At 72.3% G+C, this 18,623-nt stretch carries 16 protein-coding genes; 12 read left to right on the top strand and 4 right to left on the bottom strand.

What is annotated here, in order from left to right; genetic code table 11:
* Nucleotides 1-16: 16 nt before the first annotated feature.
* On the bottom strand, nucleotides 17-1,021 hold the full coding sequence (locus ACQPZW_RS12330; RefSeq protein WP_433794984.1) for an SDR family oxidoreductase: 1,005 nt from the start codon (nucleotides 1,019-1,021) through the stop codon (nucleotides 17-19).
* Between the two features lie 49 nt (nucleotides 1,022-1,070).
* On the opposite strand from ACQPZW_RS12330, the gene ACQPZW_RS12325 reads away from it, so the two are divergent.
* The 4 genes from ACQPZW_RS12325 to ACQPZW_RS12310 are packed head-to-tail and all read left to right on the top strand — an operon-like array spanning nucleotide 1,071 to nucleotide 4,467.
* Complete coding sequence (locus ACQPZW_RS12325; protein WP_433794983.1) at nucleotides 1,071-1,808, top strand: enoyl-CoA hydratase family protein; 738 nt, start codon at nucleotides 1,071-1,073, stop codon at nucleotides 1,806-1,808.
* A gap of 57 nt (nucleotides 1,809-1,865) precedes the next feature.
* On the top strand, nucleotides 1,866-2,732 hold the full coding sequence (locus tag ACQPZW_RS12320) for a CoA transferase subunit A (protein ID WP_433794982.1): 867 nt from the start codon (nucleotides 1,866-1,868) through the stop codon (nucleotides 2,730-2,732).
* Complete coding sequence (locus tag ACQPZW_RS12315; protein WP_433794981.1) at nucleotides 2,729-3,421, top strand: CoA-transferase subunit beta; 693 nt, start codon at nucleotides 2,729-2,731, stop codon at nucleotides 3,419-3,421. Before ACQPZW_RS12320 ends, ACQPZW_RS12315 begins: the two co-directional genes overlap by 4 nt.
* A gap of 53 nt (nucleotides 3,422-3,474) precedes the next feature.
* Entirely contained in the window at nucleotides 3,475-4,467 is a 993-nt protein-coding gene (locus ACQPZW_RS12310) for an NAD(P)H-dependent flavin oxidoreductase (RefSeq protein WP_433797520.1), read from the top strand.
* Here the strand turns inward: ACQPZW_RS12310 and ACQPZW_RS12305 are convergent.
* Entirely contained in the window at nucleotides 4,451-5,581 is a 1,131-nt protein-coding gene (locus tag ACQPZW_RS12305; protein WP_433794980.1) for an acetyl-CoA C-acetyltransferase, read from the bottom strand. The two genes, ACQPZW_RS12310 and ACQPZW_RS12305, sit on opposite strands and share 17 nt — an antisense overlap.
* A gap of 63 nt (nucleotides 5,582-5,644) precedes the next feature.
* On the opposite strand from ACQPZW_RS12305, the gene ACQPZW_RS12300 reads away from it, so the two are divergent.
* Genes ACQPZW_RS12300 through ACQPZW_RS12280 form a run of 5 tightly spaced genes read left to right on the top strand, consistent with a single transcriptional unit; the run spans nucleotide 5,645 to nucleotide 9,399 of the window.
* On the top strand, nucleotides 5,645-6,778 hold the full coding sequence (locus tag ACQPZW_RS12300; RefSeq protein WP_433794979.1) for an acyl-CoA dehydrogenase family protein: 1,134 nt from the start codon (nucleotides 5,645-5,647) through the stop codon (nucleotides 6,776-6,778).
* A gap of 8 nt (nucleotides 6,779-6,786) precedes the next feature.
* Nucleotides 6,787-7,536, top strand: a complete 750-nt coding sequence (locus tag ACQPZW_RS12295) for an acyl-CoA dehydrogenase family protein (RefSeq protein ID WP_433794978.1) — start codon at nucleotides 6,787-6,789, stop codon at nucleotides 7,534-7,536.
* Nucleotides 7,533-8,402, top strand: a complete 870-nt coding sequence (locus ACQPZW_RS12290; protein WP_433794977.1) for a TIGR03619 family F420-dependent LLM class oxidoreductase — start codon at nucleotides 7,533-7,535, stop codon at nucleotides 8,400-8,402. The genes ACQPZW_RS12295 and ACQPZW_RS12290 overlap by 4 nt, the downstream gene beginning before the upstream one ends.
* Nucleotides 8,399-8,857 carry a hypothetical protein gene (locus ACQPZW_RS12285; protein ID WP_433794976.1) on the top strand — a complete coding sequence of 153 codons (459 nt, stop codon included), beginning with the start codon at nucleotides 8,399-8,401 and terminating at the stop codon, nucleotides 8,855-8,857. The genes ACQPZW_RS12290 and ACQPZW_RS12285 overlap by 4 nt, the downstream gene beginning before the upstream one ends.
* Nucleotides 8,854-9,399 carry a hypothetical protein gene (locus ACQPZW_RS12280; protein WP_433794975.1) on the top strand — a complete coding sequence of 182 codons (546 nt, stop codon included), beginning with the start codon at nucleotides 8,854-8,856 and terminating at the stop codon, nucleotides 9,397-9,399. The genes ACQPZW_RS12285 and ACQPZW_RS12280 overlap by 4 nt, the downstream gene beginning before the upstream one ends.
* Before the next feature lie 80 nt (nucleotides 9,400-9,479).
* Here ACQPZW_RS12280 and ACQPZW_RS12275 read toward each other — a convergent pair whose 3' ends face one another.
* Entirely contained in the window at nucleotides 9,480-11,000 is a 1,521-nt protein-coding gene (locus tag ACQPZW_RS12275; protein ID WP_433794974.1) for a S8 family serine peptidase, read from the bottom strand.
* A 127-nt stretch (nucleotides 11,001-11,127) separates the two neighbouring features.
* On the opposite strand from ACQPZW_RS12275, the gene ACQPZW_RS12270 reads away from it, so the two are divergent.
* On the top strand, nucleotides 11,128-12,657 hold the full coding sequence (locus ACQPZW_RS12270) for a diguanylate cyclase (RefSeq protein ID WP_433797519.1): 1,530 nt from the start codon (nucleotides 11,128-11,130) through the stop codon (nucleotides 12,655-12,657).
* 108 nt (nucleotides 12,658-12,765) lie between these two features.
* Nucleotides 12,766-13,797, top strand: coding sequence for a hypothetical protein (locus ACQPZW_RS12265; RefSeq protein ID WP_433794973.1), 1,032 nt, complete (start codon nucleotides 12,766-12,768; stop codon nucleotides 13,795-13,797).
* Nucleotides 13,798-13,803: 6 nt separating this feature from the next.
* Here the strand turns inward: ACQPZW_RS12265 and ACQPZW_RS12260 are convergent, their stop codons facing one another.
* The gene (locus ACQPZW_RS12260) at nucleotides 13,804-14,499 is read right to left on the bottom strand and encodes a sensor histidine kinase (protein WP_433794972.1); all 696 of its coding nucleotides are present in this window, start codon (nucleotides 14,497-14,499) and stop codon (nucleotides 13,804-13,806) included.
* A 178-nt stretch (nucleotides 14,500-14,677) separates the two neighbouring features.
* Here ACQPZW_RS12260 and ACQPZW_RS12255 point away from each other — a divergent pair, with 178 nt between their 5' ends.
* The gene (locus ACQPZW_RS12255) at nucleotides 14,678-18,616 is read left to right on the top strand and encodes an AAA family ATPase (RefSeq protein WP_433794971.1); all 3,939 of its coding nucleotides are present in this window, start codon (nucleotides 14,678-14,680) and stop codon (nucleotides 18,614-18,616) included.
* Nucleotides 18,617-18,623 lie beyond the last annotated feature (7 nt).

Below are 18,623 nucleotides of genomic sequence, written 5' to 3'. Positions count from 1 at the left end.
AGAATTGAAACAGGTTCTACTTCTCGGCACGGTACGCCGTGTCCCGGAGGTCCGCCAGATACGCCGGCCACTCACCACCACCGTGCACGGCCAGCGAGGCGCCACTGATGTAGCCCGCAAGCGGGGACGCCAGCAGCAGGCAGGCGCTCGCCACCTCCCCGGCGCGGGCGCCCCGCCCCATCGGCACAGCCCTCGCCACCGTCGACGCCGCCGCGCCGCCCCCGACACCGGAGGCGGGTCCACCGCCGGCCGCCGGCCCGGAGGAGGCAGCCACGGAACCAAGAGAGGCGGCCGCGGAAGGGGGAGGCGCACAGGCCGCCGGAGAAGCGAACGGTGCGGTGGCGGCGGGCCCGGGAGACGGCTCGGGCTCGATCGGGCCGACCACGAGGGTGTTCACCCGGATCTTCGGCGCCCACTCGGCGGCCAGGCTGGTGGCCAGGTGGTGCAGGCCTGCCTTGGCCGCGCCGTAGGCGGCGGTGCCCGGAGACGGCCGGGTGCCGCTGACGCTGCCGATCATGAGGATCACGCCGCCGGTGTCCTGTTCGCGCATGACCGCGCAGGCGGCCTGCGCGACGTGGAGTGGCGCGATGAGATTGAGCTCGATGATCTTGGCGTGCAGGCGGGGCGAGGCCGTTCCAGCAGGGACCTCGGGACCGCCGCCCGCGTTGTTGATCAGAACGTCGACGCGCCCGAAACGAGTGACCGCCGCGTCGATCAGGGCTGCGGCCTGCACCGGGTCGCGCACATCGGCCTGGAAGAACTCCACCCCGGGCGCCGGAACGGCCGGTGAGGGGCCGGAAGCAGAGGAGGAGGACGCGGAGGAGGTAGGCACAGCCGGCGAAGGCGGAACAACCGGCGTCGGCGCCGCAGGGGCCGCGGCAGTGGGCGTGACGGGTGGGGTGCGGCCGCAGATCAGGACGTCGGCGCCGGCGGCCCGGAAGGCGGCGGCGATGGCGGCGCCTATGCCCCGGGTGCCGCCGGTGACCACCACGGCGCGGCCGGTGAAGTCGAGAGGGTCCATGGACATCGATGCTAGCCACCCAAGCAAGCGCTAGGTTAGCCTGACCGCCGTGGGGATTGAGCTGCATCGCGGCGCGGTTGCTGAGGTGATCGTCGATTTTCCGCCGGTCAACGCGTTGCCGGCGGACGGCTGGCATGCCCTCGCCGACGCGGTCGTCGCGGCCGGGGCCGATGAGCGGACGCGGGTGGTGGTGCTGGCAGCCGAGGGCCGCGGGTTCTGTGCGGGCGTGGACATCAAGGAGATGCAGCGGACCCCGGGACACGGGGCGCTACTGGCGGCGAACCGGGGCTGCGCGGCGGCGTTCGCGGCCGTCTACGACTGCCCGGTTCCGGTGATCGCCGCGGTGAACGGGTTCTGCCTGGGCGGCGGGGTGGGCCTCGTGGGGAACGCCGATCTGGTGGTCGCCGCCGACGACGCCACGTTCGGGCTGCCGGAGGTGGACCGGGGCGCGCTCGGTGCGGCGACGCATCTGGCACGGCTGGTTCCGCACCAGCTGATGCGGACGATGGTCTACACCTGCCGGCCGGTGACCGCGTGGGAGCTGCACCGGTTCGGGACGGTGCTGGAGGTGGTGCCGCCCGCCGGGCTGCGCCGGGCCGCGCACCGGGTGGCCGAGGAGATCGCGGCGAAGGATCCTCTGGTCATCCGGCGCGCGAAGGAGTCACTCAACGGGATCGACCCGATCGACGTGAAGCGCTCCTACCGGTTCGAGCAGGGGTTCACGTTCGAGCTCAATCTGAACGGCGCCGGAGACCGGGCCCGCCAGAGGTTCGTGGACGGCCGATGAGACGGACGGCCGAGACGGACCGCTGATGAGACGGACGGCCGATGTTACGGACGGCTGATGAGACAAACGGCCGATGAGGTGGAGGGCGGGTCAGGCGTGGACAAGCTCGTCAGCATCGAGGACGCGGTCGGTGAGGTCCGGGACGGGATGACGGTCGGCATCGGTGGGTGGGGATCCCGGCGGAAACCGATGGCGATGGTACGAGCGCTCCTGCGCTCCGGCCGGAAGGACCTGACGCTCGTCAGTTACGGCGGCCCGGACGTGGGCCTGCTCGTGGCCGCGGGCCGCGTACGCCGCGTCGTCACCGGTTTCGTCTCGCTGGACAGCATTCCGCTGGAACCGCACTTCCGGGCCGCCCGCAGTGCGGGCACGATCGAGCTGACCGAATACGACGAGGGGATGCTCTACTGGGGCCTGCTGGCGGCCGCGAACCGCCTGCCGTTCCTGCCGATCCGGGCGGGCCTCGGCTCCGACGTGATGCGGGTCAACCCGCAGTTGCGAACGGTCCGCTCCCCCTACGCCGACGCCACCGAGCTGGTCGCGATGCCGGCGATCACCGTGGACGTCGCGTTCATCCACCTGAACCGCGCGGACGCCACGGGCAACGGCCGCTATCTGGGCCCGGACCCGTATTTCGACGACCTGTTCTGCCTGGCCGCGAGGAGACGGTTCCTCTCCTGTGAGCGGGTCGTGAGCGCCGACGACCTGCAGAAGAGCGGCCCGCCACAGACGCTGCTGGTCAACCGGTCGATGGTGGACGGCGTGGTGGAGACCCCGCACGGCGCCCATTTCACCAGCTGCGCTCCCGACTACGGCCGTGACGAGGCGTTCCAGAGGGAGTACGCGACGACCGGCTGGGACACGTTCCGTGCCCGCTACCTGGACGGCGACGAGGACGACTATCAGCGGGCGGTGCGACGGTGAGCCGGGCGGAGACGTGTGTGGTGGCGTGCGCCGAGGCGTGGCGGGGTGACGGCGCGATCCTGGCGAGCTCGGCGGGGCTGGTCCCGGGGCTGGGGGCCCGCCTGGCGCAGCTCACGTTCGCGCCGGAGCTGCTGGTCACCGATGGGGAGGCGACCCTGCTGCGGGACGGCCGGGTGGAGGGCTGGCTGCCGTACCGCCAGGTCTTCTCGATCGTCGCGGCCGGCACCAGGCACGTGATGATGGGTGCGAGCCAGCTGGACCGGTTCGGCAATCAGAACATCTCCTGCGTCGGCCCGTGGGAGCGGCCGACGTCGCAGTTGCTGTGCGTGCGCGGGGCTCCCGGCAACACGGTGAACCACCCGGTCAGCTACTGGGTGCCACGGCACTCGCCGCGGGTGTTCGTCGAGCACGTCGACATGGTCTCCGGGATCGGTCACGATCGGGGCGCGCACGAGATCCGGCGGGTCGTCACGAACCTCGCGGTCCTCGACTTCACCACCCCGGACCGTTCGATGCGGCTGCGGTCGGTGCACCCCGGTGTCACGGTCGACGAGGTGGTGGCCGCCACCGGGTTCGATCTGACCGTTCCCGATCAGGTGCCGCAGACCCGTGAGCCCACCGATGACGAGCGCCGGCTCATCCGCGAGCATCTCGATCCGGACGGCTTGCGCGAGCGGGAGGTCCGGTGAGGACGGCGCTGACCGAGCTGCTCGGCTGCCGGCACCCGATCGTGCAGACCGGCATGGGCTATGTCGCCGGGGCCGGCCTGGTCTCGGCGGTGGCCGAGGCGGGCGGGTTCGGCATCGTGGCCTCCGCGACCATGAGCCTCGATCAGCTCCGCGCCACGATCCAGGAGATCAAGGGCAGGACCGGCGAGCCCTTCGGCGTCAATGTCCGGGCGGACGCCCCCGACGCCACCGAGCGCATCGACCTGCTGATCCGTGAACGGGTGAGGCTCGCGTCGTTCGCGCTGGCGCCGAACCGCGACCTGATCCGCCGGTGCGCCGACGGCGGGGTGCTGACCATGCCGTCGGTGGGCGCGCGACGGCACGCCGAGAAGGTCGCGGCCTGGGGTGTGGACGCCGTGCTGGTGCAGGGCGGCGAGGGTGGCGGGCACACCGGGCCGGTGCCGACGACGCTGCTGCTGCCGCAGGTGGTGGACGCCGTGGACATCCCGGTGGTGGCGGCCGGTGGCTTCTTCGACGGGCGGGGGCTGCTCGCCGCACTGGCCTACGGGGCGGCCGGGGTGGCGATGGGCACGAGGTTCCTGCTCACGTCGGACAGCCCGGTCGCGTCGCGGGTGAAGCGGCTCTACCTCGACGCGGACGTGACCGGCACCGTCGTCACCACGCGGGTGGACGGGGTGCCTCATCGGGTGCTGCGTACGCCGTACATCCAGGGGCTGGAGAGGTCGGGAAGGGTGACCGCGCTGCTCAGGGCGGCCCGGCACGCTGTCGCGTTCCGGCGTCTCGCCGGGATGACCTGGCCGCAGGTGGTGCGCGCCGGGCGTGCGGCGCGGCACGGGCGCGAGCTGAGCTGGGCGCAGACGCTGATGGCCGCGGGCACGCCGGTGCTGCTGCGCACGGCGATGGTGGAGGGCCGGCCGGAGTTCGGGGTGATGTCGGCCGGGCAGGTCGCGGGGCTGATCGGCGACCTGCCGTCGTGTGCCGAGCTGATCGCGCGGATCATGAAGGAGGCCGACGACGCTCTGGGGCGGCTCACAGCCTTTCGATGATGGTCACGTTGGCCTGGCCGCCGCCCTCGCACATGGTCTGCAGGCCGTAGCGCCCACCGGACCGTTCGAGCTCGTGCAGCATGCCCACCATGAGCCGGGCGCCGGTCGCGCCGAGTGGATGTCCGAGAGCGATCGCGCCGCCGTTCACGTTGACCCGGCCGGGGTCGGCGCCGGTCTCCTTCAGCCACGCCAGGACGACGCTCGCGAACGCCTCGTTCACCTCGAAACGATCGATGTCGTCGATGCTCAGTCCGGTCTTGCGGAGCGCGTGCGCGGTCGCCGGGATGGGTGCGGTGAGCATCAGCACCGGATCGTCGCCACGTGCGGAGAGGTGGTGGATGCGCGCTCGCGGGTGCAGCCCGTGCTCACGAACCGCCCGTTCGCTCGCGACCAGCAGCGCGGCGGCTCCGTCGGCGATCTGGCCGGCCATGGCGGCGGTGGTGACCCCGCCCTCGCGGAGCGGCTTCAGCGCGGCCATCCTGTCCGCGCTGGTGTCCCGGCGAGGGCACTCGTCGGCCCGGGAGGCGGGGCCGCCGCCGCTGACGATCTCGGGCAGGAACAGCCCGGCATCGATCGCGGCGACCGATCTCTCGTGACTTCTCAGCGCGTAGCGCTCCATCTCCTCGCGGCCGATCGACCACTTGGCGGCGATCTCGTCGGCGCTGCGGAACTGGGACACCTCCCGGCCGCCATAGCGAGCGGCCCAGCCCGCGCTCCCGGCATAGGGCCCCGCGGGCGCCATCGCGCTACTGATCGGGACCTGGCTCATGCTCTGCACTCCCCCGGCCACCACGAGATCGGCCGTCCCGCTCATCACCGCCTGCGCCGCGAAGTGCACCGCCTGCTGCGACGACCCGCACTGCCGGTCCACGGTCACCCCGGGAACGTGTTCTGGAAGGCCGGCGGCGAGCCACGCCGTACGCGCGATGTCCCCCGATTGCGGACCGACCGTGTCGACGCACCCGAGGACGACGTCGTCGACCGCTCCCGGATCGATCTCACCGACGACGGCACTGATCACCGCCGCGGCCATATCAGCTGGATGGACCCCGGACAGGAGACCCCCACGGCGTCCGACCGGGGTACGCGCCGCGCCGACCAGATAAGCCTCCATTGTTGACGCCCTCCCACTTCAGCGAGTAGAACGTGTTCTAACTTACCGGGATCGGGGTGGCCCATGCACGTCGGATACACGCCCGAGCAGGAGAAGCTGCGGGCCTCGCTGCGGGAGTACTTCGCCGTCCTGATGACCCCCGACCTACAGACCGGTCTGACCAGCGGAGACGGTGAGTACGGCGACGGCGCCGCCTACCGTGAGGTGGTCCGCCGGCTGGGCCGCGACGGCTGGCTGACGATGGGCGGCCGGTCCCGCCTGGAGCAGCTGATCTTCGCCGACGAGGCGGCACTGGCCGGCGTGCCGGTCCCGTTCCTCACCCTCTACACGGTCGGCCCGACGATCGCCCGGCACGGCACGGCCGAGCAGAAGGAGCGGCTCGTCCCCCGGATCGAGGCCGGTGACGTGCACTTCTCGATCGGCTACTCCGAGCCGGGCGCCGGCACCGACCTGGCCGCTCTGACCACCCGGGCGGTCCGCGACGGCGACCACTACGTGATCAACGGCCAGAAGATGTGGACCAGCCTGATCCAGTACGCGGACTACGTCTGGCTGGCCTGCCGCACCGATCCCGAGGCGCCGCGACACAGGGGCCTGTCGATCATCATGGTGCCGACCGATGCGCCCGGGTTCTCGTGGACGCCGGTACGGACCGTGGCCGGGCCGTCCACCAGCGCCACCTACTACGACGACGTGCGCGTCCCGGCCTCCGCCCTGGTCGGCGAGGAGAACCAGGGGTGGCGCCTGATCACCGACCAGCTCAACCACGAGCGGGTCGCCCTCACCTCGGCCGCCCCTCTGCAACGCGCGCTGCGGGAGGTCCGGGACTGGGCGCGGGCCACCGGCCGGCTCGACCACGAGTGGGTGCGGCTGCACCTGGCGAGGGTGCACGCCCAGACCGAGGCGCTGAAGCTGTTCAACTGGCGGGCCTGCGTCTCCGACGGCGCACCGGCGGCGCACCGGGCGTCGGCCGGCAAGGTCTACGGCACCGAGCTGGCGATCGAGGCGTACCGGCTGCTGATGGAGGTGATCGGCCCGGCCGCGACGATCCGGGAGGACGAGCCGGGCGCGGTGCTGTCCGGCCGGATCGAGCGGATGTACCGGTCGTCGCTGATCCTCACGTTCGGCGGCGGCACGAACGAGGTGCAGCGCGACATCATCGCGGCCGCCGCGCTCGGCCTCCCGGTCCGGCGTTAGGAGCCACCATGGACTTCGAGTTGAGCACCGAGGCCCGGGAGCTGGCCGGGCTGACCCGTGACCTGGCCTCGTCGGGGCGCCCGTTGTGGCCGGCGCTGGCCGAGGCCGGGATCCTCGCGGCGGCCCTGCCGAAACGGGCCGGCGGCGAGGGCTACGGCCTGGTCGAGCAGTGCGCGATCCTGATCGAGCTGGGCCGGCACGCGGCCGATGTCCCGTACCTGACGTCGATCGTGGTGGCGGCCTCGACGATCGCCGAGTTCGGCACCGACGAGCAGGTCGAGACGCTGGCCGCCCCGGCCGGCCGGGGCGAGTCGGTCCTGTCCGATCCCGGGATCGCGCCGGCGATCGCGAGGAGACGGCTGATCCTGGGCACCGCCGCGCAGCAACTGGGCGTCGTCGAACGCGCCCTGGAGATGACCGCCGAGTACGCCCGCACGAGAGTCCAGTTCGGCCGGCCGATCGGCGCGTTCCAGGCCGTCTCGCAGCGGCTGGCCGACGCGTGGATCGACGTGGAGGCGCTGCGGCTGGCCGTGTGGCAGGCGGCCTGCCGTCCCGAGCCGGCCGAGGTGGCGACCGCCGGCTTCTGGGCGGCCGAGGCCGGGCACCGGGTGCTGCACACGGCCGTCCACGTGCACGGCGGCGTCGGCATCGACATGGACTATCCGCTGCACCGGTACTTCCTGGCCGCCGAGCATCACGAGTTCCTGCTCGGCGGCGCGACCGCCCGACTTCTCGACCTGGCCGAGGTGCTGTCATGAGATTCACGCTGGGGATCGCGCTGAGCCCGCTCGATCAGCTGACCGAGCTCGCCCGTACCGCTGAGGAATGTGGTTTCGCCTCCATCGCCCTGCCGGACTCGCTGTTCTATTCGGAGCACGTCTCCGCCGCCTATCCCTACACGCCGGACGGCAGCCGTTTCTGGAACGCCGACACCCCGTGGCCGGACCCGATGGTGGCGGCCGGGGCGATGGGCGCCGTCACGTCGACGATCCGCTTCTACACCCAGGTCCTCAAGCTCGACCCGCGCAATCCGCTGCTGCTGGCCCGGCAGGTCGGGTCGGTGGCGGTGCTGACCGGCAACCGGTTCGGGCTCGGGGTGGGGCTGGGCTGGTCCCCGGAGGAGTCGTACTGGTGCGGGCAGCCCTTCAAAGACCGCGGCAGGCGTGCCGACGAGGCGATCGAGGTCCTGCGGAGGGTGCTGGGCGGCGGCATGGTGTCGTTCCACGGGAAGCACTTCGCGTTCGAGAAGCTGCAGATGAGCCCGGCACCGACCGAACCGGTGCCGTTCTACGTCGGCGGGCACTCGGAGCCGGCGCTGCGCCGCGCCGCCCGCATCGGCGACGGCTGGTCGTCGGCGATGATCGGTTTCGACGACCTGCGCTCCACGATCGCCCGGCTGGCACAGCTGCGCGCCGAGCACGGCCGTGATCACCTGCCGTTCGAGATCCAGGCGGTCTGCATCGACCGGCCCGGCCTCGACGGTTTCCGGCAGCAGGCGGAGATCGGCGTGACCGATGCCATCGTCGTCCCGTGGCGCCGCTTCGACGCCACCCTCCCGGAGAAACGCGACGCGCTGCGCCGCTTCGCCGACCGCTTCATCGAGCCGCTAGCCTCGACGGCGTGACCCCTGTGCCCTTTCTCGCCGACGGCCCGGCGCCCGGCGCCGACCTGAGCCTGTTCGGCCGGTTCACCGGCTCGTGGGCACTCGACTGCACCGAGCACGAGGCGGACGGCTCGACGACGGTCCGGCGCGGCGAGTGGCATTTCGGCTATGCGCTGGGCGGCCACGCGACCACCGACGTCTGGATCCTGCCGGGTGTCGAGCACGGCGTCAGCGTCCGCTTCCCGGACCCGTCGGCCGGGCCGGGCGTCTGGCGTTCCACGTGGGTCGGGCCGGGCCGCCGACGGGTGCACACGTTCCTGGCCGCGGCGTCCGGCGACGACATCGTGCTCGACGGCGGCGACCTCCGCTGGACCTTCTCCGGCCTGGAGCCCGACCGGTTCCGCTGGCGCAACGAGGCCCGCCTCCCGGACGGGACGTGGCGGCTCCAGCAGAGCTTCGAGGTCTGGCGGTCTTGATCACGCCGCCGAAGCCGCCGTCACGACCCGTCGAGCTGCACCCGGTCGGGCGCGCCGATCGCGCCGTGCTGACCAATCTCGGTCAGCTGTTCCGGCACGACCTGTCCGAGTTCTACCGGCATCTGCCCAACGACGACGGCTCGTTCAACGACCGGTCCGTCGACCTGTTCCTGGCCGGGGCCGCCCCGGAGGCCCGCGGCTGGCTGATCACCGCCGCGGGCCGTACCGGAGGATTCGTCCTCACCGCCGCGGATCCCGGCGGTGGGCGTACTATCTCGGCGTTCTTCGTGGTCCGCGCCCTGCGCCGGACCGGTGTCGGCCGGATCGCCGCGCTGGAGGTGATCCGGATGGTCCCGGGCCGCTGGGTGATCGGCTTCCAGCGGTACAACCCCGGCGTCCAGGAGTTCTGGTCGGCGGTGGCCACCGAGCTGGCCGGCGAGCGGTGGACGATCCAGGACGGGCCTGCCCCGGCTTCGCGTCCGCCGGACACGTTCATCACCCTTGATCTGGTACGCGCTCCGTGGCCGGGCAACCGCATCTGACGCGAACCGGGCCTACCCCGCGAGGCAGACCGGGCGTCCCGGCGGCCCGGCGGCCGCCGGGCTGAGGTGGCCGGTCCCGGTCACCCCCAGAGGGCGGTGCTCCAGTCCTCGGTGGAGGCGTAGCGGGCGCCCGTCCAGTCCTGGGTGGACCAGGCACGCCCGCTCCACGCGCGACCGCTCCAGCTCGGGTCGGTCCAGGTCCGGTTGCCGCTCCACGGGATGCTCTGCCACACCGCCGCGCCCCACGTCCGCGACGCGAACGACGTGCCGGTCCAGCCGTCGCCTGCGATCGGCGCGCCCATCCAGGTGCCGCCGATCCACGAGCGCCCGGCCGCCGACATGGCCGCCCAGTTGGCGCTGTGGAACGGCCCGAACACGGTGAACTCCCCGGCCAGCGGCACGTTGTTGCTGACCACCCGGCTGTCGCCGCGGGCGTCGTCGAGCCGTCCGTCACCCGCCGACAGCGGGAATCCCTGGCCGGTGGCGGCCGGGGTCGACGCGAGTGCCGTGTTCACGTTGACCTGCCGCAGCCGCATCGCCCCGGCCCGGCCGGTGGTCAGCGCCGTGCCCCGCTTGAGCAGGTCCTTGACCTGGTCGGGGGTGAGCGACGGCCGGGCCTGCAACAGCAGCGCGACGGCCGCCGACGTCACCGCGGTGGCCTGTGAGGTGCCGCTGCCACGGAACAGGGTGGTCCCGCTGCGCGCCGCCGGGTAGGCCGCGTCGATGCTCGACCCCGGATCCCGTAGCGACAGGATCGACTCGCCGGGCGCCAGCACGTCGATCGGCTTGCCCGTGCTGCCGCTGTTGGTGAAGGCGGCCAGGTCGTCGTCGGCGGTGGAGACGGTGCCCCGGGTGGCGGCGGCACCGACGGCCAGCACGTACGGATCGGTGGCCGGATTCGTCAGCCGGGTCTCGGCGTTGCCGTCGTTCCCGGCGGCGACGACCACGACGATGCCGGCTTTCCAGGCGCGTTCGACGGCGTACTGGAGGGGGTCGCTGGCGGCGGACGGGTCGCCCCCGCTGCCGTAGGAGAGGTTGAGCACCCGGATCGGGTTGGCCGGGTCGTCGGTGCGGTGCTCCACCACCCAGTCGATCGCGGCGATCACCTGCGACACGTCCACGGCGCCGTTCGCGGTTCCCAGTTTCACCGACGTGAGCTGGGCGCCGGGCGCGATGCCACGGGTGCCGGTGGCGGTGTCGTTGCCGACGATGATGCCCGCCATGTGGGTGCCGTGGCCGTACGAGTCGAGATAGCGCAGATTGTCGGCCTGCGACTCGAACGACAGGTCGGGGCCGTTGACCACCCGGTTCGGCGGCAACCCGGCCACCGGCGCGATCCCGGTGTCGAGCAGCGCGACCCCCACCCCGGCCCCGGTCAGTCCGGCCGCGGCCCCGGTGTCCGCGCCGATGATCGCCCGTACGTCCTTGAGGGTCGTCCCCGTGCTGGTCCCGGTGGTAGCGGTGAGCCAGCGCCCGGCCCATCCGCCTCCGGACGGCGCCGCCGAGGCGGTGCCGGGCGCACTCAGCGCACTGCCCCCGACCAGGGCGAGCGGCAGAACCGCCGCGACCGCGGTGCGCAGGGCTTTTCTCGTACGCTTCATCGCGTCCTCCGTAGCGTTCCGGTTGCCGTACGGTGGCGAGTCATCGGCGCGACCCGGGAAACCCTGAGCTTTCCTTCCGGATTCGTTTTCTTCAGTTCCGGCCGCTCGCGCCGATGTGGCGGCCGTGATGCTGGACCTCGCCGCCGAAGTCGACGACCTCGAGAACCATGAGGGACACGACGTCTCGGCCCTCCTCGCGCGGGCGACCGCCGCGGTGGACGAGGCGCAGCGCCTCGGCGACGTCGTGCTGGGCCACCGGGCGCGGCTGGTGCAGGCCGACATGCGCCGCCGGCAGGGCGACGTCGACCACGCGGCCCGTGTCTTCCTGGCCACGCACCGCTGGGCGGAACGCAACGACTGCCGGCCGCTGCTGGCCCGCAGCCACTTCCACCTGGCGCTCACCTTCCACTACCTGGGCGACCACGCGACCAGCCTCGATCACGCGCTCAACGCCGTCGACCTGCTCGACGACGACACTCCGGGCGGCGTGCGTGTCATCCACCTGGTCCGGCTGGCGAACTCGCTGGCCGAGAACGGGTCCACCGAGGCGGCGCGGGTCCGCTACCAGCAGGCCGAACGGATCGCCGCCGACATCGGCGACCGGGCCCGGCAACTGCTGGTGCTGAACAACCTGGCGTACACCGAACTGGAGGCCGGCAACCCGGCGACCGCGCTCGCCGCGGTCGAGCGGATGTATCACGCCGCCCGCGCCATCGGCCGGGACCTGCTGATCATCGAGCGGGACACGGTCGCGAACATCCACATCAGCGAGGGCCGCTACGACGAGGCGGAACGGGTCCTGCAGAACGTGTGGGAGGCACCGCCGTGGTTCGAGGCGCACGACGCCGCGGAGGCCGCGCTGACCCTCGCGCTCGCCCAGCGGCACCGCGACGCCCTGGACCGCGCCCAGGCGAGCCTCGACCACTGCCGGCAACTGTGCGCGGAGCATCAGCTGAACTCGGTCGGGGTACGGGCCATGGCCGAGCAGGCCGAGCTGTACGCCGCCGCCGGTGACCACCGTGCCGCGTTCGACGAGTACAAGCGCTTCCACATCGCCAGCGAGCAGTTGCGCTCGGCCCAGCAGGAGGCGAAGGCCCGCGCCCGGCAGGTGATGTTCGAGACGGCCGAGGCACGCCGCGACGCCGAACGCTACCGGGAGCAGGCCCGCCGTGATCCGCTGACCGGTCTGTGGAACCGCCGGTTCGTCGACGAGCACCTGCCGCAGACCCTCGCGGGCGCCGCCGCGTCGGGCCGGCCGGTCATCCTGTCCGTGATCGACATCGACCATTTCAAACGGATCAACGACACGCTGTCGCACGACACCGGCGACCGGGTGCTGATCGCGGTCGCCGAGCTGCTCGCCGACGAGCAGGACCGCATCGCCGCCGACGGTTTCGTGGCCCGGATGGGCGGCGAGGAGTTCCTCATGGTGCTGCCCGGCGTGACCGCCGCCGAGGCGGCCGAGCGCCTCGACGGCGTCCGTCTGCGCATCGCCGGCCACCGCTGGCAGCCGGTGACCGGGGAACTGCCGGTGACGGTCAGCGTGGGCGCGGTCGGCACCGGCCAGGCCAACCGCGACCAGGCGCAGTTGCTGGCCGAGGCCGACCGCCGTCTCTACACCGCCAAACGCGAGGGTCGTGACCGCGTGGTCAGCTGAGCCCAGGCTCCCGGGGCCGCGACGGCGAGGAGGACGGTCGCGTGCCTTGCCGGGCCCGGGTCGCGAGTGGGGTGTCCGGGCGGGCGGGGTCGACCGTACGATCTTGCGATGTTCTTCGTCGCCCGTTACGTCATCCGCCGCATCATCGGTGGCCCACTGCCGCCGACCCCCGAGTTCGACGCCGACGAGGACCTGAGGATCAAGGACGCGGTGTTGCGGGAGGCGCGACAGCGGGTGCTGCGCGACGGCGACTGGCGGGCCGCGAAACAGGCGATCGAGGCGGCCGGTACGGACTGGGCGCTGCGCGGCTACCGGTTGGGGGTGTTCGCCGGGCTGGCCGGCGACGACGACACCTGGTTCGACGCGTGGATGCGCGCCGAGCCGTCGGATCCGTCGGCCGCGCTGATCTGGGCGAAGGTGCTCGCCGGGCGGGCGAGCGAGGCCCGGGGTGGAGCGTCGGCGGCGAAGACGTCGCGGGAGCAGTTCGAGAGTTTCCACGCGCTGTCGGAGAAGGCCGCCGAGGCGAGCATGCGGGCGCTGGAGCTGGCCGATCCGCGGGATCCCAACCCGATGATCCGGCTGATCTCGTCGTGTTTCGCCGCCGGGGCGGGACAGCTCAACGAGCTCTACGCCGAGGCGCAACGCCGCGATCCGCACAACTTCGACATGCACGAGCTGGCGGTCATGCTGACGTGCGCGAAGTGGTACGGCTCCCACGAGCGCATGTTCGCCGTCGCCCACTCGGCGGCCGAGGCGGCGCCGCCCGGCCACCGGACGACGCTGTTGCCGCTGTTCGCCCACTTCGAGTATGCGATGCGCGAATTCGCCTGGGACGACCGGAGCAAGGAGTCACAGAAGGCGGTCCGCCGGTATTTCCGCCAGGCCGAGGTGCAGCGCGACTGTGACGCCTGGATCGCCAAGTTCCGCTCGGCGCCGCCCACCTCGGAGCAGCTGTCGCAGGTCCGGCAGTGGATGGCGGTCTACTACAGCCTGATCGGCCGCCGCAAGGAGGCGAAGGTCGTCTTCGACGAGCTGGGCCCGTACGTGAGCCGGTTCAACGAGTGGGGCTGGTTCTGGGGCGACATGGAGTACGGCTACCTGAAGAGCTTCTGGTGGGCGAACGGCGTCGGCGGCGTGTAGCGGGTCTCAGCGGGCCGGCAGGCTGAACCAGAACCGGCTTCCCCCGCCGGCGTTCTCCTCCACCCCGATGGTGCCGCCGTGACGCTCGACGATGCGGCGGCAGATGGCCAGGCCGAGTCCGGTGCCCGGCCGTCCGCCGGTGTTCGCGCAGCGGTGGAAGGCGTCGAAGACCTTCGGCCGGTCCTCGGCGGGGATGCCGATGCCGTGGTCGGCGATCTCCACGCGGATCCCGCCGCCGGGCAGAGCCCGTGCCTCGATCGCGATCCGCGGCGCGACACCGGCCGGCGTGTACTTGACGGCGTTGCCGATCAGGTTGTCCAGCACGTGCCGCAGCAGCCCGGCGTCACCGGTCACGACCGGCCACGTGCCGGTGAGGGACACCAGGGCGTCGTCGGGCTCGGCGATGTGGTCGGTGATCACCTCACCGACGATCTCGCGCAGTGCGACGGGTGCCCGATTCAGGGTGTGGTCGGCGCGGGCGTAGTCGAGGAGGTCCTGCGTCAGCCGGCTCATGCGGCCCAGAGCACGTTCCATGGCGGCGAGATCACGGCGGAACCCGTCGCCCAGCTCGTCGGCGTACTCGTCGTGAAGCATCTGAACGTGGGCACTGACGGTGGCGAGCGGTGACTTCAGGTCGTGCGAGGCCATCATCATCAGGGCTCGCAGCTCGGCTTCGTGGTCGTCGGCGATCAGGGTGGACATCGCGTCTCCTCCGGTCCTTGGCGGTGACATCAGCAGACCCCCGGACGCGGGTGTTCACCGTCGCGCGGTGAACACTTTCCGGCCGTCACCATGCGTCGCCTCGTACTGCACCTCAGCCGTTCAGCCAGGCCTGGTGAACAGGGCGAACACCGGCGGGCCGGAAAGTTAGGCTGCTCGTGTGACGACTGAGGGTGATCGGGCCCTGCTGGTCGGCGACCATCGCCGGCTGCACGACCTGCTCCTCGAACTGCGAAGCCGGGCGGGCGACCCGTCGCTGCGCAAGATGAACGGCGCGTGCGGCGTGTCGGTGGGACACCTCAGTGAGATCTTCGCGGGCAAGACCGCTCCCGGCGCGGACGTGGCGGTACGGATCGCGCGGGCGCTGCGGGCCACCGAACCGGAGCAGGCACGGATCCGGTTCCTCGCCGAGGGAACCGGGGCGGACCGCTCCGCCCAGCGGGCCGCGGAGCTCCGGCGGCCGCAGCGGACCGGCTGGGAAGGCTGCCCCTACCTGGGGCTCGCACCGTTCGAGGAGCGTCACGCCCGGGTGTTCTACGGGCGGCGAGCACTCACCGACCATCTGCTCCAGCGTCTGCGGGACCTGCCACCCGGTGCCGGTCCGCTGCTGGCATTGGGCCCGTCCGGGGCCGGGAAGTCGTCACTGCTACGGGCCGGGTTGATGGGGTCGCTCGCCCAGGGCGCCCTGGCTCCGGGGTGCGAGCAGTGGCCGCGGCGCGTGTTCACCCCCACCTCCGAACCACTGCTCGAACTGGCCGTGTGTTTGGCCGAGCTCGCCCGGACCGACGCCATCTCGGTGCACCGCGCGCTGCTGGCCGAACCCGCGCAGGCGCATCTGCTGGCCCGGCAGACCTTGGCCGGGGCCGGCCCCGCGCGCCTGGTTCTGGTGGTCGACCAGTTGGAGGAGCTGTTCACGCTCAGCTCGAACACCGGTGAACAGGGACGTTTCCTGACCGCGCTGCACAGCCTGGCGTCCGAGGGCGGCGCTCTGGTGGTCGCGAGCATCCGCGGTGACTTCATCGACCAGGCGCTGGCCTTCCCGGAGATCCGTGAGTCCGTCGAGGCCGGCGTGTTCCCGGTCGGGGCGATGTGCGAATCCGAACTGCGCGAGGCGATCACCGGCCCGGCCGCCGAAGCCGGCGTACGGGTACCGGACGACGTCTGCACCGCGATCCTCGACGATCTTCGCGAGCGCAGCCTGCCGGTCGGTTTCGACAGTGGCGCCCTGCCGCTGCTGTCCCAGGTCATGTTCGTGATGTGGCAGTCCGGGGAGGCCGCCGGCCTGACCCTGGAGAACTACCGCCGCAGCGGCGGCGTGGCCGACATCGTCCGCACCAGCGCCGAGCGCGTGTACGACGCGCTCGACGACCGCGGACGGGAGGTGGCCCGCCGGGTGTTCCTGCAGTTGACCGCGCTGACCGACGGCAGGCTCACCCGCCGCCCGAGCACTCGTGACGAGCTGCGCGCCGTCGCCGGCGACGACCGGGTCCTCGAGGTCATCGAGGCGTTCGCCGCGCCCCGGTTGATCACCGTCACGGACGAGCTGGTCACCATCGCGCACGAGGAGCTTCTGCGCTGCTGGACACGGCTCCACGAATGGCTGCGGCCCGACCTAGCCGACCAGGCACTGCACCGCAGTCTCACCGAGGACGTCCGGGACTGGCAGAGCCACGACCGCGATCCGTCGTACCTCTACGCCGGCCGGCGCCTCCAGGCGGCCGACGACGCCGCCGCCCGGTGGGCCGGCGATCTCACCCGTCAGCTCCCTCTGGACGCGACGGCCGAGGAGTTCCTGCGGGTGAGCCACGATCGCGCACGCCGTTCCCGCAGGCGGGTCCACAGGGCCGTGGCCGCCGCCGTGGTCGTGCTGCTCGCGGTCACCGGCGGCAGCGCCCAGCTTCTCCGCAGCCGGAGCGGCGACAGCGAGAGGCATCGGCGGGAATCGCTGTCCATGACACTCGCGTCCGCCAGCCGGGTCGGCGACGTCGACCGCGGCACGGCGGAGCAGCTCGCCGCGGCGGCGCTCGAGGCCGCCGCCACCCCCGAGGCTCTGAGCGCCGCCGGTGTGCTGCTGGCCGACGCGCCCAGGGTGCTGCCCAGCCTGAGGGGAACCGTGGAGGTCGGCGGACCGGACGGCACGCTGATGGCCACCATGGGTGTGGACACGGTCTGGTTCTGGAATCCGCGGACGGGGCTCCCGGCCGACGAACCGCTGACCGGGATCACCGGGCTGAAGGACATCCGGGTCAGCGCGACGGGCACCGTCGTGACGCACGCCGACGCCGAACCCGGGATCCGGTTCTGGGATCCGCGGACCGGGCGGCAGATCGGCGCATTGACCTCCGATCAGACGGGCGAGGTGCAGAGGATCGTCCTCGGGCCGCGTGGACTGATACTGGCCACCTGCGGCGGGGATGGCGTGGTGCGGCTGTGGGACACGCGCACTCTCACACCGCTCCGGCCACTGACCGGGCACGAGGGGCCGGTGCAGACCGCGCAGTTCGGTCCGGACGCGAAATCCATGGTCACCGTCGGCGCTGACGGAACCCTACGGCTGTGGGATGTGGAGACGGGACGGCAGCGGGGCAAGTCGAGTCCGGTCGACCCGGCGACGGTGAGCGCGACCGGCTTCAGCCCGGACGGGACGCTGCTGGCCGCCGCCACCGGCGACGACGCCATCCGGGTGTGGTCGACGGCCACCGGGATCCGGTCCGGGAAGCTCCTGACCGGGCACACCTCCAGGGTGGTCTCCCTCGCCTTTCCTCCGCCCAGGCCGAACGCGCCGGCCGACATGACGCTCGCCACCTCCGACGAGGACGGCACCGTACGCCTGTGGGATGCGGGCACCATGGAGCCGAAGGGTGCCCCGCTACGTGGCCACATCGGCAAGGTGCACGTCCTGCGATTCAGCTCGAACGGGGATCTGCTGGTCACGGCCGGTGACGACATGACGGCCCGGATCTGGGACACGGCCACCGGCCGGGCGGTGGGCAGGCCGCTGACCGGGCACGGCGGGCCGATCTGGCGTCTGCGGTTCGAGCTCGACAGCAGGGTGCTGATCACCGGATCCGGCGACGACACCGTGCGGCTGTGGGATACGGCCCGCACATCGTCCACCGATCATGCCCAGCCGGTGAACGCGGTGGTGTACAGCCCGGCCGGCAGCCGGATGGCCACGGCGAGCACGGACGGCACGGTCCGCCTCCGGGACCCCGCGACCGGACTCCCGGCGGGTCCGCCGATCGCTCGGGGCACCGATCCGATGCGGGCGCTCGCGTTCCGGGGCGAGGAGCTTCTGGCGACCGCGGACGACGGCGGAGCGGTCCGGCTGTGGAACGTGGCCACCGGCGAGCGACTCGGCAAGCCGTTGACCGGACACGCTGGACCGGTCTGGGCCGTGGCCTTCAGTCCGGACGGCAGGATGATCGCCACCGGAGGGCAGGACGGGACCGTACGACGGTGGGATCCGGCCACCCGCTCCCCGATCGGGGAGCCCATGACAGGGCATGTCGGCGCGGTGCGCGCGGTGCGCTTCCACCCGGACGGCCGGCACCTGGTCACGGGCGGCGCCGACGGCACCATCCGGCGGTGGGACGCCGGGAACGGCACGCCCGTGGGTGAGCCGATCACCGGCCATACCGGTCCCGTCTACACCCTGGCGTTCAGCCCCGACCGGAAGTTGCTGGCCAGCGGAGGGCAGGACGGCCGGGCCCGGCTGTGGGAGGCCGACTCCGGCCGGCCGGTACGCGACCTGACGGACCGCCGCAACGAGACGACGGTGTGGACGGTGGCGTTCGCCTCGGACAGCAGGATGCTCGCCGTGGGGAGCGAGAACACGACGGCGAGGCTGTGGGACGTGACCACCGGCAACCCGGTCGGGGCGCCCCTGATCGGGCACACGGCCCCGATCTACGGCCTGGCGTTCCACCCCGACGGGCAGACCCTGACCACCGCGAGCGGCGACCGGACGGTACGGCAGTGGGACATCGACGCTCTGCTGGCGCCCGAGGAGGCGCTGTGCGACCGGGTCGGGTCGCTGTCCCCGGCGCTCTGGCGACGGCACGTCCCCGACGTGCCGTTCTCCCCGGCATGTCGGTGACGGCCGT

It is taken from the genome of Actinoplanes sp. CA-252034, assembly GCF_050956125.1.
In the GTDB taxonomy this organism is placed as follows: domain Bacteria; phylum Actinomycetota; class Actinomycetes; order Mycobacteriales; family Micromonosporaceae; genus Actinoplanes.
The sequence above is the reverse complement of the archived record's forward strand: the minus strand, read 5'-3'. Positions and strand labels throughout refer to the sequence as shown.

Bases quoted from the DNA above. Each gene is read 5' to 3' on its own strand.
- ACQPZW_RS12300 (WP_433794979.1), top strand. From the start codon at position 5,645: ATGCACGTCGGATACACGCCCGAGCAGGAGAAGCTGCGGGCCTCGCTG.
- ACQPZW_RS12265 (WP_433794973.1), top strand. From the start codon at position 12,766: ATGTTCTTCGTCGCCCGTTACGTCATCCGCCGCATCATCGGTGGCCCA.
- ACQPZW_RS12330 (WP_433794984.1), bottom strand. From the start codon at position 1,021: ATGGACCCTCTCGACTTCACCGGCCGCGCCGTGGTGGTCACCGGCGGC.
- ACQPZW_RS12260 (WP_433794972.1), bottom strand. From the start codon at position 14,499: ATGTCCACCCTGATCGCCGACGACCACGAAGCCGAGCTGCGAGCCCTG.
- ACQPZW_RS12275 (WP_433794974.1), bottom strand. From the start codon at position 11,000: ATGAAGCGTACGAGAAAAGCCCTGCGCACCGCGGTCGCGGCGGTTCTG.
- ACQPZW_RS12290 (WP_433794977.1), top strand. From the start codon at position 7,533: ATGAGATTCACGCTGGGGATCGCGCTGAGCCCGCTCGATCAGCTGACC.
- ACQPZW_RS12320 (WP_433794982.1), top strand. From the start codon at position 1,866: ATGAGACAAACGGCCGATGAGGTGGAGGGCGGGTCAGGCGTGGACAAG.
- ACQPZW_RS12305 (WP_433794980.1), bottom strand. From the start codon at position 5,581: ATGGAGGCTTATCTGGTCGGCGCGGCGCGTACCCCGGTCGGACGCCGT.
- ACQPZW_RS12295 (WP_433794978.1), top strand. From the start codon at position 6,787: ATGGACTTCGAGTTGAGCACCGAGGCCCGGGAGCTGGCCGGGCTGACC.
- ACQPZW_RS12310 (WP_433797520.1), top strand. From the start codon at position 3,475: ATGGGCTATGTCGCCGGGGCCGGCCTGGTCTCGGCGGTGGCCGAGGCG.
- ACQPZW_RS12270 (WP_433797519.1), top strand. From the start codon at position 11,128: ATGCTGGACCTCGCCGCCGAAGTCGACGACCTCGAGAACCATGAGGGA.